At 54.6% G+C, this 15,372-nt stretch carries 13 protein-coding genes and 1 CRISPR repeat array; of the genes, 5 read left to right on the top strand and 8 right to left on the bottom strand.

Annotation, left to right across the window (positions count from 1 at the left end; translation table 11 throughout):
* Window positions 1–69: 69 nt before the first annotated feature.
* Both ACK4IR_RS10810 and ACK4IR_RS10805 read right to left on the bottom strand, forming a co-directional pair.
* Window positions 70–4,050: a magnesium chelatase subunit H gene (locus ACK4IR_RS10810; RefSeq protein WP_409874365.1), complete on the bottom strand. Its 3,981-nt coding sequence runs from the start codon at window positions 4,048–4,050 to the stop codon at window positions 70–72.
* Between the two features lie 128 nt (window positions 4,051–4,178).
* A complete protein-coding gene (locus ACK4IR_RS10805; RefSeq protein WP_409874364.1) occupies window positions 4,179–4,844 on the bottom strand; it encodes an ABC transporter ATP-binding protein in 666 nt (221 codons plus the stop codon).
* 25 nt (window positions 4,845–4,869) lie between these two features.
* On the opposite strand from ACK4IR_RS10805, the gene ACK4IR_RS10800 reads away from it, so the two are divergent.
* The gene (locus tag ACK4IR_RS10800) at window positions 4,870–5,757 is read left to right on the top strand and encodes a Sll0314/Alr1548 family TPR repeat-containing protein (RefSeq protein ID WP_409874363.1); all 888 of its coding nucleotides are present in this window, start codon (window positions 4,870–4,872) and stop codon (window positions 5,755–5,757) included.
* Between the two features lie 251 nt (window positions 5,758–6,008).
* Window positions 6,009–6,749, top strand: coding sequence for a TerC family protein (locus ACK4IR_RS10795; RefSeq protein WP_409874383.1), 741 nt, complete (start codon window positions 6,009–6,011; stop codon window positions 6,747–6,749).
* Here the strand turns inward: ACK4IR_RS10795 and ndk are convergent.
* Window positions 6,724–7,176 carry a nucleoside-diphosphate kinase gene (ndk, locus tag ACK4IR_RS10790; protein ID WP_409874362.1) on the bottom strand — a complete coding sequence of 151 codons (453 nt, stop codon included), beginning with the start codon at window positions 7,174–7,176 and terminating at the stop codon, window positions 6,724–6,726. The two genes, ACK4IR_RS10795 and ndk, sit on opposite strands and share 26 nt — an antisense overlap.
* A gap of 55 nt (window positions 7,177–7,231) precedes the next feature.
* Here ndk and ACK4IR_RS10785 point away from each other — a divergent pair, with 55 nt between their 5' ends.
* Window positions 7,232–8,029 carry a PhzF family phenazine biosynthesis protein gene (locus tag ACK4IR_RS10785; protein WP_409874361.1) on the top strand — a complete coding sequence of 266 codons (798 nt, stop codon included), beginning with the start codon at window positions 7,232–7,234 and terminating at the stop codon, window positions 8,027–8,029.
* Here the strand turns inward: ACK4IR_RS10785 and cobO are convergent.
* The 5 genes from cobO to ACK4IR_RS10760 form a co-directional block, all read right to left on the bottom strand.
* Window positions 8,026–8,628, bottom strand: a complete 603-nt coding sequence (gene cobO, locus ACK4IR_RS10780) for a cob(I)yrinic acid a,c-diamide adenosyltransferase (RefSeq protein ID WP_409874360.1) — start codon at window positions 8,626–8,628, stop codon at window positions 8,026–8,028. The two genes, ACK4IR_RS10785 and cobO, sit on opposite strands and share 4 nt — an antisense overlap.
* 3 nt (window positions 8,629–8,631) lie before the next feature.
* A complete protein-coding gene (locus ACK4IR_RS10775; protein WP_409874382.1) occupies window positions 8,632–9,588 on the bottom strand; it encodes an RNA polymerase sigma factor, RpoD/SigA family in 957 nt (318 codons plus the stop codon).
* A gap of 480 nt (window positions 9,589–10,068) precedes the next feature.
* Window positions 10,069–10,239 carry a hypothetical protein gene (locus tag ACK4IR_RS10770; RefSeq protein ID WP_409874359.1) on the bottom strand — a complete coding sequence of 57 codons (171 nt, stop codon included), beginning with the start codon at window positions 10,237–10,239 and terminating at the stop codon, window positions 10,069–10,071.
* Window positions 10,200–10,820 carry a hypothetical protein gene (locus ACK4IR_RS10765; protein ID WP_409874358.1) on the bottom strand — a complete coding sequence of 207 codons (621 nt, stop codon included), beginning with the start codon at window positions 10,818–10,820 and terminating at the stop codon, window positions 10,200–10,202. Before ACK4IR_RS10765 ends, ACK4IR_RS10770 begins: the two co-directional genes overlap by 40 nt.
* A 71-nt stretch (window positions 10,821–10,891) precedes the next feature.
* On the bottom strand, window positions 10,892–11,212 hold the full coding sequence (locus ACK4IR_RS10760) for a hypothetical protein (protein ID WP_409874357.1): 321 nt from the start codon (window positions 11,210–11,212) through the stop codon (window positions 10,892–10,894).
* A gap of 261 nt (window positions 11,213–11,473) precedes the next feature.
* Between ACK4IR_RS10760 and ACK4IR_RS10755 the strand changes: the two genes are divergently transcribed.
* Together ACK4IR_RS10755 and ACK4IR_RS10750 are read left to right on the top strand one after the other, a co-directional pair.
* Entirely contained in the window at window positions 11,474–13,015 is a 1,542-nt protein-coding gene (locus ACK4IR_RS10755; protein ID WP_409874381.1) for a bifunctional pantoate--beta-alanine ligase/(d)CMP kinase, read from the top strand.
* A 58-nt stretch (window positions 13,016–13,073) separates the two neighbouring features.
* Complete coding sequence (locus ACK4IR_RS10750) at window positions 13,074–13,436, top strand: hypothetical protein (RefSeq protein ID WP_409874356.1); 363 nt, start codon at window positions 13,074–13,076, stop codon at window positions 13,434–13,436.
* A 418-nt stretch (window positions 13,437–13,854) separates the two neighbouring features.
* Window positions 13,855–15,331: a CRISPR direct-repeat array (repeat unit 36 nt; unit sequence GTGCTGGGAGCCTTTCCCAGCCGAATCAATGGAAAC).
* Between the last annotated feature and the right edge of the window lie 41 nt (window positions 15,332–15,372).

The following is a 15,372-nucleotide window of genomic DNA, read 5'->3' as shown; positions in this document are numbered from 1 at the left end:
GAAGGGTTCCGACCACATCGGCAATAAAAAAGGGGGAATATCCCCCCTTGTGCACAGTGTTAACGTTGTTTACTCAACTCCTTCAATTTTGTCCTCGACCTCTTGATAGAGTTGCCGCAGCAGTTCCAGATTGGCTTCACTGGTCTCCCAGTAGCCACGTCCGTGGAGTTCGAGGAAGGTGCTCACCATCTTGCGGAAAGAGTGGGGGTTCGTATTCAGAAGCCGCTGCCGCATCTGCTCATCGAGAATAAACGTGGCATTGGCCTCCTCATAGACCCAGTTATCCACAGCCCCTGCCGTCGCTGACCAGCCCATTGTGTTCACGAGCCGCTTTGAAATCTCCCGCACCCCTTCGTAACCGTGGGAGAGCATTCCCTCATACCACTTGGGATTCAGCAGCTTGGTACGGCTGTCAAGGCGAACGGTTTCCGAGAGAGTACGCACTTGGGCATTGGCCGTGGTGGTATCGGCGATGTAAGCCTTGGGTTTCTTGCCATCCGCCCGCAGTGCCCCCACCAGCTTGGTGGGATCCGAGTCAAAGTAGTGGCTGACATCCGTAAGGCTAATTTCTGAGGAGTCGAGGTTTTGGAACGTCACATCCACGGTTTTGAGAGCCGTTTCAAAAAGTTGCCGCGCCTGCTGCATCGTCCCCGGCGAATCCGCCGAGAAGGCAAAGGACTTACGGGAAAGGTACATCTCCTGAAGCTCTGACTCCTGCTCCCAAGAGCTATTTTCCACCGCTAGGTTGACATTGGCTGCGTAGGAACCGGAGGCGTTGGTAAAGACGCGGGTCGCCGCTTGCCGCAGGTCAATGCCCAGTTCTGAGGCCTGTTGCAGGGCGTGCTTGCGAATAAAGTTCAGCTCAAGGGGTTCATCGGCTTCAGCCGCCATCTTGATGGCCCGATCAATGAGCGCCATCTGGTTGATAAAGAGATCGCGGAAAACCCCAGAACAGTTGACAACTACATCAATGCGTGGCCGCCCCAATTCCTCTAGGGGGATGAGTTCCACCTTGTTGACGCGCCCTAAAGAATCCGGCAGGGGACGGGCGCCAACTAACCACAACACTTGGGCAAGGGACTCGCCATAGGTTTTGATATTGTCTGTGCCCCAGAGCACCATGGCAATGGTTTCCGGCCATTGGTGGTTGTTTTCTGCTTTCTGCCGCGCTAGGAGGCGATCCACCACGACTTTGGCAGACTGCACGGCGGCGGCGGTGGGGATGGCCTGCGGATCCAAGGCGTGGATGTTTTTACCCGTGGGCAAGACCTCAGGGTTACGAATGGGATCGCCCCCAGGACCGGGGAGGATGTACTCGCCCTCAAGGGCTTGCAGCAGTGCCCCCAGTTCATTGTCGGCCACAATCTGCTGCAAACAGAATTCAAGATATTCCATAAGGGGCTTGAGGGCAGCGGCATCCACGTGGGGATAGCCGGCTCCATGCAGGGATTCCATCCATGGCTCCTTGCGTCCCATGTTGAAGAAGTTCAGCTTCGAGACGCGCGAGACACGCCCATCGGCATCGGCTTGGGCTTGCACAAGGGCACTGACGGCAGCACGGGTAGCGTCGTTAATTCGGCGCAGCAGTTCAACGTCTGCCAGTAGCCCGCGATCGCTGTTCTGGTAAATCTCGTCAATGTCCCGTCCTAGGCTTTCGGCAATCAGCCGCGGCAAGCTTTTAATGCCGTCCTCCGGGCGATCCAAGCTGGCAATGTTGACCAAGGTGGCTACTGCCTCTTCCGTGGTCGGCGGTTTGCCGATAACATGCAGGCCACAGGGCAAAAGGCGGCTTTCAATCTCCATCAGCTTGATATACACCTTGCCCACGAGGGTGTCGCGCTCCTCAGGGCTGAGATCTGCAGCGTCCTTATCGGGCAAAGCCACATCCTGATCGAGATTCACCATGCGGCACTTGTCCATGATCGTGTTGACAATCTGGACACCCCGACCACTGTCTTTGAGGGTTTGGTAGGAGCCAATGAGATCGCTGAGTTCCCGCAGCCCTTTGTAAAGACCGGCATTTTCTGCCGGTGGGGTGAGGTAGCTAATGGTGTTGGCGTAGCTGCGGCGCTTGGCAATGGTGGCCTCGGAGGGGTTGTTGGCGGCGTAGTAGTAGAGGTTGGGAATAGAGCCAATGAGATTATCGGGGTAACAGTCCCCGGACATGCCCATCTGCTTGCCGGGCATGAATTCCAAGGAGCCGTGGGTGCCAAAGTGCAGCACCGCATCCGCCTGCCAAATGTGGTTCAAGAAGGTGTAGTAGGCAGCAAAACCGTGGTGGGGACTGGCGGAACGAGAAAAGAGCAGCCGCATCGGATCCCCTTCGTAGCCAAAGGTGGGCTGCACTCCGATGAACACATTGCCGTAGGCTTTGCCGTAGATGAGCAGGTTTTGGCCATCACTGTTGAGGTGCCCTGGCGGTTTGCCCCAGTTTTCTTCGAGGCGCTTGGCGTAGGGGGTGAGGCGTTCGTATTCCGGTACGCTCATGCGGTAAGCAATGTTGAGTTCGGGACTCCCCACTTGAGCACGGGCGTCGTGGAGAATCTCTTGCATCAGGGCTTCGGCACTCTCCGGCATGTCCTGCACGTCATAGCCATTGTTTTTCAGGGCTTCCATGACTTTATAGATGGAGCCAAAAACATCCAAGTAGGCGGCAGTACCGACATTGCCTTTATCGGGCGGGAAGCTAAAGATGGTGATGGCAACTTTCTTTTGCACCTTAGGTTTGCGGCGCAGATTAGCCCATTTCAGTGCCCGTTGCACAATCAGTTCCACGCGGTCTTGCAGGGCGATCGCCTTGCCGGTGAAGCCGTCGCGCCCTGAGAGAATAATTGGCTCAATGGCCCCATCCAGTTCCGGGAGGGCAATTTGCAGCGCCACTTGAATCGGGTGCAGCCCGAGATCACTGTCTTCCCATTCCTCGGTGGTTTGAAACACCAAGGGGAGTGCCACCATGTAGGGACGGTTGAGTTTTTTCAGTGCTGCCACAGCTTTGGGGTGATCCTGTTTGGCGGGGCCTCCCACAAGGGCAAATCCCGTGAGAGACACAACGGTGTCAACAATCGGTTTTTCAGGGTTGACGGGATCGTAGAAGAATTTTTCTAGTGGCGTCGAAAAGTCCAGACCGCCGGAGAAGACGGGAATCACCCGTGCTCCTTGGGATTCAAATTCCTGAACAATGGCCACATAGTGGGCATCGTCACCCGTGACTAGGTGGGTACGCTGCAACAGCAAGCCGATTGTGGGCGCAAGGGGGTCTTTGAGATCGGCGCCAATATCGCGGCGACTGTTAAACCAGTTGAGGTACTCCTTGAGATCTTCAAACATCTGCGGCGCCAAGGGGTGCCAAATGCCCGTGTCGGGGTAGGTCACCGGTTCTTGGTAGCTAAGGCTGCTGTTTTGCTGATCTTTGAAGACGTAGCGATCGGCCAGCATCAGGAGAAAGTTTTGTAGATTCTCCGGTGATCCCCCTAGCCAATACTGGAAGCTGAGCATAAAGTTGCGGGCATCCTGCGCTTTGTCAATGGGGAGGTACTTCAGGACTTGGGGCAATGTGCGCAGGAGTTTGAGCATAGCATCTTGGAAACCGGCTCCCGATTTCTCCTTGCGCTTCTTCATGAAGTTGGCAATGACGCTCTTGGATTGGCCGATCTGAGCCAAGGAAAAGCTGCCCATCTTATTGAGGCGCATCACCTGCGGCAGGGAGGGGAAGACAACTGCTACGTCCAAGCGATCGCGATAGGGTTGAACGGCTTCGACCACCTTATCGGCCAAGTCCTCAATAAAAATGAGGGAGGCAATGAACACATTCGCCCGCGCCACGTCCTCACAGAAGGCGGCATAGTTCTCGGGATTGCGCAGTTCCTCAAGGAGATAGCCACTGATTTCAATGGCCACCTGGGGATGGGTGTCGTTAATGCTGCGAACCGCTGCCGACAGCGCGCTCTGGTATTGGGCTTCAAGTACCACATACACCACTCGCAACAGCGATCGCCCGTTTAACGCCGCTGGCGCGATATGCCGAATCGTGGACTTGACGTGGGTGAACATGCGTTCAAACTCCTTGTAACGATCAAGATCAGCCCCCAACGGGGACGTACCTTTTGTGGTTGTAGCAGAAAATCAAGCTGTGGAGCGACTTTGCGCCCCTGCGGTAACAAATTGCAAAGTTTTGCTACCTAAGTATTAAAACTTATTACAGGACTTGACTCATGGGAAGTCAGTGGCACCAGACAACCGTTTTCCAATCGCCAGGCGCGATCGCTGATCTCCTGCAACTCACCGGCCTCATGGGTCACCACAAGGAGGCTCCAATGTTCCTTAAGGCGGCGCAGCACCTGTAGCAATTGGCGGCGCATTGACCAATCCAAGCCGGCCGTGGGTTCATCGAGTAACAGGAGGTAGGGTTGGCGCACCAGTTGCACTGCAAGGGCAAGGCGACGCTGCTGACCACCACTGAGGGATTCAGGGCGAGTATGCAAAGGCAAGTGATCGAGACCTACATCCGCAAGGGCGCGGTAAAAGTTCTCGTAGGGAATTTCCGGATGGCCAAAGCGCAGCTCTTCGAGAATGGTACTACCACAGAAGTAGCGATCCGGAAACTGAAAGACCAATCCGGCCAACTGTTGTAAATGGTCAGGTGTTAACACTTGATCCTGCCATCGAATGGTTCCCCGACTGGGGGTGGCCAAGCCCGCTAAAATCTCTAGTAGGGTGGTTTTGCCGGATCCACTAGATCCGATAATCAATCCTAGTTCAGCCATACCCAAGTCTAAATTAATGTCCCGCAAAATGGGCTGAGGGGTGGCGGCGGGGTGATAGCTGAGATGGTGAACTGAAAACAAGATGCAGACTCCGGAGGTAACGACCGTGCAAACCCGTCAATGGCGCTTGTGGCAACGCTTTGCTCTCTATCTTAGTGGAGCGATCGCCCCTTGGGTACTGAGTACTGCTGCCCTTGCCGGAGATCCGTTCCGCAGTGGATCGCAGGCACGTCCGATTTCGGATCAAACGGAAGCTGTCTTTGTCGCCCTCTTTCGCGATGGCAATTATGTCAAAGGCAAAGAGTTGCTGCCTGCTGCCTTGGAGCGCGATCGCCAAGAACCTCTGACCCTGACGCTGGCTGCTGCCATTGCCTACCTGAATGAAGATTGGGCAGGATACAAACGCTATGCCGAAGAGACCCTTCGCGCTGCCCAGGCCCTGACGAAGCGGGATCCCCTGCGGGGAAACCTCTACCAAGCTGTGGGACATTTCCTGATGGCGGGCTATGAAATTTCCGGTGCTGGAGCGGGGCCTGTGGCCGGTGCCCCCGCCGCTCTATTGCGGGTACAGCAGGTTCTCGATCATGTGGGGCGCGCCGAAGCGGTCAACCCTCGCGATCCGGAATTAAATCTGGTGCGTGGCTTCATGGAATGGGGCATTGCCAGTAATGTCGGCTTTGTCAGTATGGATCGGGCGATTCAAACCCTGCAAACCTATGCAGCTCCCCCTTATCTCAGCTATCGGGGACTGGCCTTGGCCTATCGCGATCGCCAGCAATGGTCGCAAGCCTTAAACGCTGTTGATCAAGCCTTGGCACTGGCGCCCAACAATCCAGAACTCCTCTATCTGAAAGCCCAAATTTTAGCCGCCAGTGGCAAGCGATCGCAGGCCCAGGAATACTTTCAGCAGGCTCTCGCCAAAGAAAACCAATTGCCCCGCGGCATTCGCGAGGAAATTCAGCAATTTAGCCGCCGCATTTTGCCAAAGGGTTAGGAAACAGGCTGAGACACTGCTCGCACGATTGGTAAGTCGGCGATATCGGCTCAAGGTAATCGGATCAAGCTTTCCTGTGGATTTTAGGGTGTGGTTAATCAGTCCCATGGTGAAGCCAGTTTCTAGGAGTCAATCGCAATTGTGAGCCATCCCTCAAGGATTGAGTGTTCTGGCCTTGGGAAAAGGGCTGTACCGTTACTGTGCGACGATAGGTATAAGCAGCCAAACCTTTGGAGAACTTCTCTCGCCCGATGATTGATGAACTACTGGAACTCTCGCCCAACTGGGGACTGGATACCCTATTGTTGCTTGTGGTGTTGTTGGCTCTAGAAGCGGTTCTCTCGGCAGACAATGCGATCGCCCTAGCGGCTTTGGTACGAGGCATCGAAGATTTAGATGAACAGCGACGGGCACTCAATCTGGGACTCGCCATCTCCTACATTTTTCGGATTGGGCTGATTCTCACAGCCACCTGGGTCTTGCAGTTCTGGCAGTTTGAGCTGGCAGGGGCACTGTATCTTCTCTGGTTAGCCGCAAAGTACTTTTTCTTTACCACTGAGCCGGAGCATCACCACGAGCGGGTGATCCGTTCGTTTTGGCAGGCGGTGCCTCTCCTTGCTTTGGCGGATTTAGCCTTTTCCCTCGATAGTGTGACAACGGCGATCGCCCTTTCGGATGAGCGTTGGTTAGTATTGCTCGGCGGCACAATTGGGGTGATTATGCTGCGCTTTATGGCGGAGCTGTTTATCCGCTGGCTGAAAGAATTTCCCCGCCTGGAGGATGCGGGCTATTTGACGGTGACCCTTGTGGGGCTGCGGCTGCTGATTCGGGTCATTAATCCGCAACTGGTTCCCTCCGACTGGGTGATGATTAGCCTCATTGCCCTTTGCTTTACGTGGGGCTTTTCCAAGCGGGAGGTGGAGGAGCCAGACACCCCCCCAACCCTTCCCAACTCAACCCATGAGCCTACGTCTCATACACCCAAGAGGTGAAGGCGGGTTCCCAAGGCACCAGTTCTTGGGTTTGGAACCAGAGATTGATTTCCCGCTCGGCATTTTCGGGACTGTCGGAGCCGTGAATCACATTGCGCCCCACATCCACAGCAAAATCGCCCCGTAGGGTGCCCGGTTCGGCAGTGAGGGGATTGGTGGCACCAATCAGTTTGCGGGCAGCGGCAATCACACCCCGCCCTTCCCAAACCATGGCCACCACCGGCCCAGAGGTGATGAAATCCACTAGCCCGGCAAAGAAGGGCTTGTCTTTGTGTTCACTGTAGTGCTGCTCGGCCAGCTCGCGGCTGACACGCATTAGTTTGAGGCCGACAAGGGTGTAGCCTTTTTGCTCGAATCGTTGGATAATCGTCCCCACCAGCCCACGCTGCACCCCATCGGGCTTGATGGCCAGAAATGTCCGTTCCACGCAGTCTGTCCTCTGCTCGATCTACAGGATTGATTTTACGGTTTTAAGGGGTCGGATGCCGCTACCACTGTACCAAGTTGATGCTTTTAGCCACGAACCCTTTCAAGGCAATCCGGCGGCGGTGTGTCTTCTGGAGAGGTTTTTTGACGATGAGACCTTGGGGGCGATCGCCCGCGAAAAGAATCTTTCGGAAACCGCCTTTGTTGTGCCAATGGCCAAGGGCTTTCAGTTGCGCTGGTTTACCCCTGTGGCAGAAGTGGATCTCTGTGGTCATGCCACCCTCGCCACAGCCCACGTCCTCTGGCAGCATCAGGGGGTGGTGGGAGATCTAGAGTTTCACACCCGCAGCGGTTGCCTGCGCGCCCGGCGCCTTGGGGATTGGATTGCCCTTGATTTTCCGCAGCAGCCTGTGACGCCCCTTGAGGATCCGCAGCTGCAAACTTTAATCATTGCCGCCCTAGGGACAACGCCCCTGTTTCTCGGTCAAGCCGGCAGCGATCTGCTGGTGGAACTGGCCAACGCCGAGGCTGTGACGCAGTTGAGACCCAATTTTGACCAGATTGCCCGCCTACCCTGCCGAGGTCTAATTGTGACCGCCCGTGCTGAGGGGGAGCCATACGACATTGTGTCGCGCTTTTTTGCTCCCCAATTGGGCATCCCGGAGGATCCCGTCACGGGTTCAGCCCACTGTAGCCTCTATCCCTACTGGCAACCCAAGCTGGCTCGGCAGGAACTCATTGCCTATCAAGCTTCCGCCCGCGGCGGTGTGATTAAAATGCAGCCTCAGGGGGGCGATCGCCTGCTGCTGTTGGGTCAGGCTGTCACCGTTTTCGCCGGAGAACTGCTGCTTTAGTACTCAATCCCCGGCTGTGCCTTTACTCCCTGCTCACGAAAGGGATGCTTCACAAGGGTCATTTCCGTCACCAGATCGGCGGCATCAATCAGAGCTTGGGGGGCACCGCGGCCTGTGAGAATCACATGGGTCATTTCCGGCTTGCGGGCCAGTCCTTCAAGCACCTGTGCCACCGTTAGGTAGTCCAGCTGGAGGGCAACGTTAATTTCATCCAGCAGGATCAAGCGGTAGGCAGGGTTGGTGATATAGCGGAGGGCAAGTTCCCAAGCGGCTTGGGCACAGGCAGTATCCCGCCGGCGGTCTTGGGTTTCCCACGTAAAGCCCTCCCCCATGGCATGAAAGGCCAGTTGGTCTGACCAGTGGCTGAGAACCGTTTTTTCTGCCGGCTCCCACGCCCCCTTGATGAATTGAATAATTGCCACGCGGTAGCCATGCCCTAAGGAGCGCAGCACCATGCCCAGAGCCGCGGTGGTTTTGCCCTTGCCGTTGCCTGTGTGAACAATAATCAGCCCCTTTTCACGGGTGCGCTCCGCGAGGCGTTGTGCCTGCACGGCTTTGCGCTGCTGCATTTTTTGGCGGTACTGTTCGTCCGTCAGCATGGGCTAGCTGGCAAGGTACTCGTGGATATCGCCGCGCCGTTTGCGGAGTTTGCTGAGGGCTTCCCGCTCGATTTGCCGTACCCGCTCGCGACTAATGTTGAGCAGTTCGCCCACTTTGGCGAGGGTGAGGGGCTGGCCGTTCTCGAGGCCAAAGCGCAGGGAGAGGACATGGCGTTGCTGGGGGGTCAAATCCGCCATCAGCCGCTCAAGGTCGCTGCGCAGGGAAGATTGAGCCGCAAACTCCTCCGGAGACATGGAGGGGTCTTCGAGCAATTCGCCTAACTCCGTATCCTGATTATCGCCGACGCGGACATCCAAGGAGAGGGGTTGCCGTGCCCGTTCCAAGTATTCCCGCACTTGGGCAGGGGTTAGTTCCAGTTCTGCTGCCAGTTCATTAATCGTGGCGGCGCGACCCAGGCGTTGGGACAGTTGTCGCTGGGCTTTTTTAATTTTGTTCAGCTTTTCCGTAATGTGAATAGGTAGGCGAATTGTGCGTCCCTTTTCGGCGATCGCCCGCGTAATGGCCTGACGAATCCACCAGTAGGCATAGGTGGAGAAGCGATACCCCTTGGTGGGGTCAAATTTTTCGACGCCCCGCTGCATCCCGATCGTCCCCTCTTGGATGAGATCCAACAGATCCACATTGCGCTTGATGTACTTTTTGGCCACGGAAACCACAAGGCGCAAATTGGCCTCCACCATTTTCCGTTTGGCGTGCTCGCCAGCCTCAATGATCTTCTCCAGCTCCTCTTCACTTAACTTGGCGGCGGCAGCCCATTCGGCACGGGTAGGTTCACGGTTGAGTTCCGCCGCCAGCTTCTCACGAATCTCGTTCATGGCGGCAAGCTGCTGCACCTGTTTGCCGTAGATCACTTCCTGTTCGTGGCTGAGCAATGGCACACGGCCAATCTCCCGTAGGTAAGTGCGCACTAAGTCTGTTGAGGTATCCATAGTCCCTATCGCTCGTTCTCAAGGTTGACAGCAGTGATTTGTCCAAGGCCTAGGAATATCGTTTTTGCCATAGGATGGGCGATCGCCCCTGCTAAAGATCGCGGCCAAGCCAACGGTGCTTTAACAGCGTTTTCGTAGATGTGTTACATATATTAAGAATCTTAACATTTCTAAATCTATTCGTCGGAATCCTAACACCGACCCTTGGCGGTTCTTAATCTTTATTTTATATTTATCCCATTGATAAAGCTATATGGTTTTTGGAAGTACAGACCAAATAAATCAATTGTTGGTTCACACTCTCCAGCCCTACTGAAGAGTTATCCATGCTTGCAGCTAGGGGTATGCAGCGCAGTCGCGTCTCAGGAATTAGATGTCCCCTCTTGGAGGAAGGATTTAATTTGCGCTAACAACTGGCCAAGTTTCCCCTCCTCAAAAAGGGCATTGATCAGAGCCAGACCACTGGTGGATAGGAGTAGTTTATTAAGATCAGCGGTGGCACCCCCAAAGGTGTAAATCTTTAGTATCACCAATCACGCCTAGTTGGGGGGCAAGGGCTTGGAGAACTTGGGGCAGTTGCGGTGCCAGTTCTGGCCAAAGCGCCGTAATCACTTGAGCCGTCAGGTTGGCGTTGCTAATAATATTCTTGGCTGCGAGCATGGCCTCCATCCCTTCTGCCTCAGCAAGGGCTTTGTCGCGGTTGGCCGCAGCGCTTCCGCCTCCAATTCCGCTGCTTGTGGGGCAATTTCCGCTTGACGCCGCCGCCGAAAGGCATCAATTTCCACTACGTTTTGCTCTAGTACCCGTTTTTCAGCCGCTTCCCGTTCTGCGGCAATAATCGCGAGGTTTTTCTGGCGATCGGCTTTTTCCACTTCGATGGCTTCGATGGCGGTGGTGACCGCAGACTCTGCCCGTGCCCGCTCCGCTTCGGCAATCAGACTTTCTCTCTTCTTGGTGGCAACGGCGATCGCCACATCCTCTTGGGCAAGGCGCGCTTGACGCTCGGACTCCGCAATGGCCACCTGCGCTTGCAAACGGTTGGCCTGCACCTGCTGCTGGCGACTAATCTCGGCGATTTCTGCCTCCTGTTGTTGCTGGGCTTGCGTCACCTTCAGGAGTTTATTTTTTTCCTCCAGCTCAATGGGGGACTCTGCCAATACCGTGGCCTTGGTTTGGGTGCGGGGGGATGCTGGCAATTCTGGTGTGGGTAATGCCTGCAAAAATGTCAACCAGTACAGCATAGGTCTGCCCCCTCAGTGTTAATTTCAGTTTGGCAGTTTGGGGTCGATCGCCCGCTATTTTTAAGGGTTCTTTAATTGGCTGGAGCCACTTCAGTGCTCGAGGCTACGGTGGTATCTTTGCGCTTTTTCTTTTCTGTCACCGTTACGGGCCGCATTTCAATATGATTGAGCAGTGTGGTGACAAAGGCAAAGAGCAAAAAGGGCAATGTTAAGACCAAAATTAGCCCCCCGACCAAGAACGCCTGCACAGGATTGTTGTAGAGTGTGAGGGATGCGGCCAAACCGATAAAGATGACAATCAGCCAAACAATGACTTGGCCATAAATATCCCCAAAGGTGAGGGTGCAGACGAAACGGTATTTTTGTAAGCCGTTTTGTAGTTCATTGGCCATGGGGGCTATCCTCGCAGTGTATGCTGAATGATTCTAGTTAGAAAAATAGGCCTTTGGCTAAAAATTGGATGAAACGGGGGGTGGGTTACAGGGGTTGCTGCTACAGAGAAACGAAAATATCTGAATTTTAGAAAACCTCTCCCGTGGATTAAAGCCCTTGCAACAAATGTACAAACTTTGGCCGGAAAAAGCGGGCACAGGCATTGTAGTATGACAGATTGTATCAAAACCGCACCGGGCGATCGCCCCCTTCAACACGCTATGGGTACCTTTTACCGTTTGACTACCACTGCGGGCTTACAGGCTGTCCTTGAGGCGTTGCCTTCTGGAACTACCCTAGGTTTTGTGCCGACAATGGGGGCACTCCATGGGGGGCATGCGGCCTTGATCCGGCGGGCACGGCAAGAGTGCGATGTGGTGGTGGTCAGTATTTTCGTGAACCCCTTGCAGTTTGGCCCCCACGAGGATTTGGATCGCTATCCCCGCAGCCTTGAAGCGGATACGGCGCTGTGCCGCCAGTTGGGGGTAGATCTTCTTTTTGTGCCCCCGGTCGAGGAACTGTATCCCCAAGGAATGGAGCATCTGACGGTGGTGGAGCCACCCAAGGAATTAACAGAGCGCCTGTGTGGGCGATCGCGCCCCGGCCATTTTCGCGGGGTAGCAACGATTGTGCTCAAGCTTTTGCATCTGGTGCAGCCGCATCGCGCCTATTTCGGTCAAAAGGATGCCCAGCAGTTGGCAATTATTCGCCGCTGTGTGGCCGATTTGAATTTGGATGTGGAGATCATTAGCTGCCCGATTGTCCGCGATGCCGATGGCCTTGCCCTCAGTTCCCGCAATCAATATCTCGGTGAGGGCGATCGCGCCACCGCCTTGGCCCTCAGTCAGAGCCTAGAGATAGCAAAGGCAGCTTTTCAGCAGGGATGTGTTGCGGCCAAGGAACTCCTAGAGCGGGTTCATACCCATCTGCGGCAATTTCCCCAGTTGCACCTTGACTATGCCGAATTGGTGCATCCCCAGACCCTTGCTCCCTTGGAACGCATTGAGACGGTGGGGCTGCTGGCGATCGCTGGCTGGGTAGGACAAGCCCGCCTTATTGACAATTGCCTATTGGATCGGCGTTTGCCGATTTTGGCCGTAGATGGCCCTGCCGGCGCGGGGAAATCCACCGTGACGCGACTGGCGGCGCAAGCCCTAGGGTTACAGTACCTTGATACAGGGGCAATGTATCGAGCGGTAACGTGGTGGTGCTTAGAAAACAACATTGATCTTGGCGATGAGCCAGCGGTGGTGGAGGCGATCGCTCGCTGCCAATTGCGGCTTGAAAACGGTGATCCCGGTCAACCAACGCGAGTGTGGATCAACGATCGCGAGGTCAGCCACGCCATTCGTTCCCTAGAGGTGACGCAGCGGGTGTCTCAGGTGGCGGCAATTCGCGGCGTGCGGCGGCTCATGGTGCAACAACAGCGGGCGATCGGTGCCAATGGGGGGATTGCTGCCGAAGGACGGGATATCGGTACCCATGTCTTTCCGGAAGCGGGTTTGAAAATTTTCCTTACCGCCTCGCCCGCAGAGCGTGCCCAGCGCCGCTGGCAGGAACTCCAACAACAGGGGCAGTGTGACCTCTCCTACGAGGAATTACTGGCTCAGATGACCGCTCGCGACATGGCGGATCAGCAGCGCACCTACGCGCCCTTTCGCAAAGCCGCCGATGCCATTGAAGTCTGTACCGACAATCTGACGATTGAGGAAGTGGTGAGCAAAATTGTCCATTTGTACCGCAGTCGCTTTCCTCAATCTTGATGAAGGAAGGGAATTTCCCCTAGAGTAGCAGAGGATCGTCTATTTTTGGATAACCGCTATGAATCCAAATCCCTTTGAACTTGCCCAGCAACTCTACTACACGGGGGTGGGGGCTGCGGCTGCGGCCATTGAATCCCTACAGGATGAGGCCAAGCGTCAGGAATACCTCACGCAGCTGCGCCTCGATCCTCGCCAACTGGCCAGCGTTTGTGCCGAAAAGGGTCGCCTTACGGAAGCCCAAGCACGGGAACTAATTCAAAGCTTGATTGCACAACAGCAACAATCGCAGCGATCTACTTCAACCCCTGAGCCTAGTGCTCGTGAAAGTGCCGATCTGGCCGCCGATATGCAAACGCTTCTAGACACGCTGCGAGCCATTCGCCAAGACCTACAGCAGGATTCACAGGCACCCACCTCCTAGGATGAAAGCTCTAGGGGAAGGAGATGCCCATAAGGATTGTTCTGTTGTCTTGGCCGAGATGACCCTCGCGATCGCTCGTCATAAAGTCGCAGTGTCCAAGCGCTGCCTTCTCGAAAGCAGCCCATCTGGTCTAGGCTTAGAAATCTGATTACTCTGCCGGTGGTTGTGCAAGCACCTCTGGACAAAAATATCCTCTCAGCTCATGAATTTTCTCAACCCCAGTCTCCGCGAAGCTTTGATGAGTTTCTAACAGATTTAGAGGTGCTTGAAAAGTCACGTAATCCTTTTCCAGAGACACTTTTGCACACCTTGCCTGCGCAGATCTAAAAAATTTACCAAAACAAAAAAATGATCTCCTGTAGGTGCTTGAAAATGAGCTGTGCTATACTGCTCGTAGAGCCGCTTCCAAAGGGGCACAGTGCTGGGAGCCTTTCCCAGCCGAATCAATGGAAACCTGTGGAGTGTTTGCATTTGTAGCCAGCGCTGGCTGGTGCTGGGAGCCTTTCCCAGCCGAATCAATGGAAACTCGAGGTATAACTCGAACCGGCTTTTGACCGGTTCGTGCTGGGAGCCTTTCCCAGCCGAATCAATGGAAACGATTAAAATCCATCACTATTATCGAAAACTTTAGAGTGCTGGGAGCCTTTCCCAGCCGAATCAATGGAAACTATTTCGACTTAGTTTTGCCCCCTTCTTTCCAGTAAGGTGCTGGGAGCCTTTCCCAGCCGAATCAATGGAAACTAAATTAGAAACCGTCTGTTCTATTGCAGCAGATTGTGCTGGGAGCCTTTCCCAGCCGAATCAATGGAAACTTGGTCGCAGAGAAAACAACTTCCTCGCCTTGCGAGTGCTGGGAGCCTTTCCCAGCCGAATCAATGGAAACTTATCCATACTACTACATGCTCGCTTTTAATTCTTGTGCTGGGAGCCTTTCCCAGCCGAATCAATGGAAACATAATGACACATGTAGATAGGCATATAACCTCCAGAACGTTTACGTGCTGGGAGCCTTTCCCAGCCGAATCAATGGAAACATAATGACACTGCTATTATCGCAGGGTACTTATCTCGTGCTGGGAGCCTTTCCCAGCCGAATCAATGGAAACTTTTCCCGCATGGGTTTGGACAAAAGATCCTACGCAAGTGCTGGGAGCCTTTCCCAGCCGAATCAATGGAAACGGTAAAGGACGTTCTGTAGCGGGGTCAATAGTAATGTGCTGGGAGCCTTTCCCAGCCGAATCAATGGAAACTCTATAAATGGGCAGATTATAAATCTGACCGTAGGTGCTGGGAGCCTTTCCCAGCCGAATCAATGGAAACGCAGCGGCGTTTTGGTACTGGAAGCGACCGCTTGTGCTGGGAGCCTTTCCCAGCCGAATCAATGGAAACTTGACGGGTAGAAAATTGTACCCGTCTTCTACGTAAGTGCTGGGAGCCTTTCCCAGCCGAATCAATGGAAACTCAAAGATGTTTTGTGAGTGTTCAGGAATATTTTGAGTGCTGGGAGCCTTTCCCAGCCGAATCAATGGAAACCCTCTGTTCTTGGGCAATAGCATCTTTATCCCCAGATGTGCTGGGAGCCTTTCCCAGCCGAATCAATGGAAACCTCCTGAACGGGTTGAAACTTCATAATTAACCTCCACTGTGCTGGGAGCCTTTCCCAGCCGAATCAATGGAAACCTATATTCTGCGCTATCCTTCACAAGCCCTAAATATGTGCTGGGAGCCTTTCCCAGCCGAATCAATGGAAACGCGTACTAAACTAATAGGGTCTTGTGCCAGTGCCAGTGCTGGGAGCCTTTCCCAGCCGAATCAATGGAAACTCATTAGGATGAGCGGCCATCTGACCCAGAATCTCTGTGCTGGGAGCCTTTCCCAGCCGAATCAATGGAAACCTCAGGGTCGGATGAGCACAATGGGGGTTTGCTCGTCGGCA

The organism is Thermosynechococcus sp., from assembly GCF_046299635.1.
In the GTDB taxonomy this organism is placed as follows: domain Bacteria; phylum Cyanobacteriota; class Cyanobacteriia; order Thermosynechococcales; family Thermosynechococcaceae; genus Thermosynechococcus.
Note: the sequence above shows the minus strand (reverse complement) of the source record. Positions and strands in the feature narration are given on the sequence as shown.

Coding starts and splice junctions, on each gene's coding strand:
- ACK4IR_RS10810 (WP_409874365.1), bottom strand. CDS start 4,050: ATGTTCACCCACGTCAAGTCCACGATTCGGCATATCGCGCCAGCGGCG.
- ACK4IR_RS10795 (WP_409874383.1), top strand. CDS start 6,009: ATGATTGATGAACTACTGGAACTCTCGCCCAACTGGGGACTGGATACC.
- ACK4IR_RS10765 (WP_409874358.1), bottom strand. CDS start 10,820: ATGCTGTACTGGTTGACATTTTTGCAGGCATTACCCACACCAGAATTG.
- ACK4IR_RS10755 (WP_409874381.1), top strand. CDS start 11,474: ATGGGTACCTTTTACCGTTTGACTACCACTGCGGGCTTACAGGCTGTC.
- ACK4IR_RS10770 (WP_409874359.1), bottom strand. CDS start 10,239: ATGCTCGCAGCCAAGAATATTATTAGCAACGCCAACCTGACGGCTCAA.
- ACK4IR_RS10785 (WP_409874361.1), top strand. CDS start 7,232: ATGCCGCTACCACTGTACCAAGTTGATGCTTTTAGCCACGAACCCTTT.
- ACK4IR_RS10750 (WP_409874356.1), top strand. CDS start 13,074: ATGAATCCAAATCCCTTTGAACTTGCCCAGCAACTCTACTACACGGGG.
- ACK4IR_RS10760 (WP_409874357.1), bottom strand. CDS start 11,212: ATGGCCAATGAACTACAAAACGGCTTACAAAAATACCGTTTCGTCTGC.
- cobO (WP_409874360.1), bottom strand. CDS start 8,628: ATGCTGACGGACGAACAGTACCGCCAAAAAATGCAGCAGCGCAAAGCC.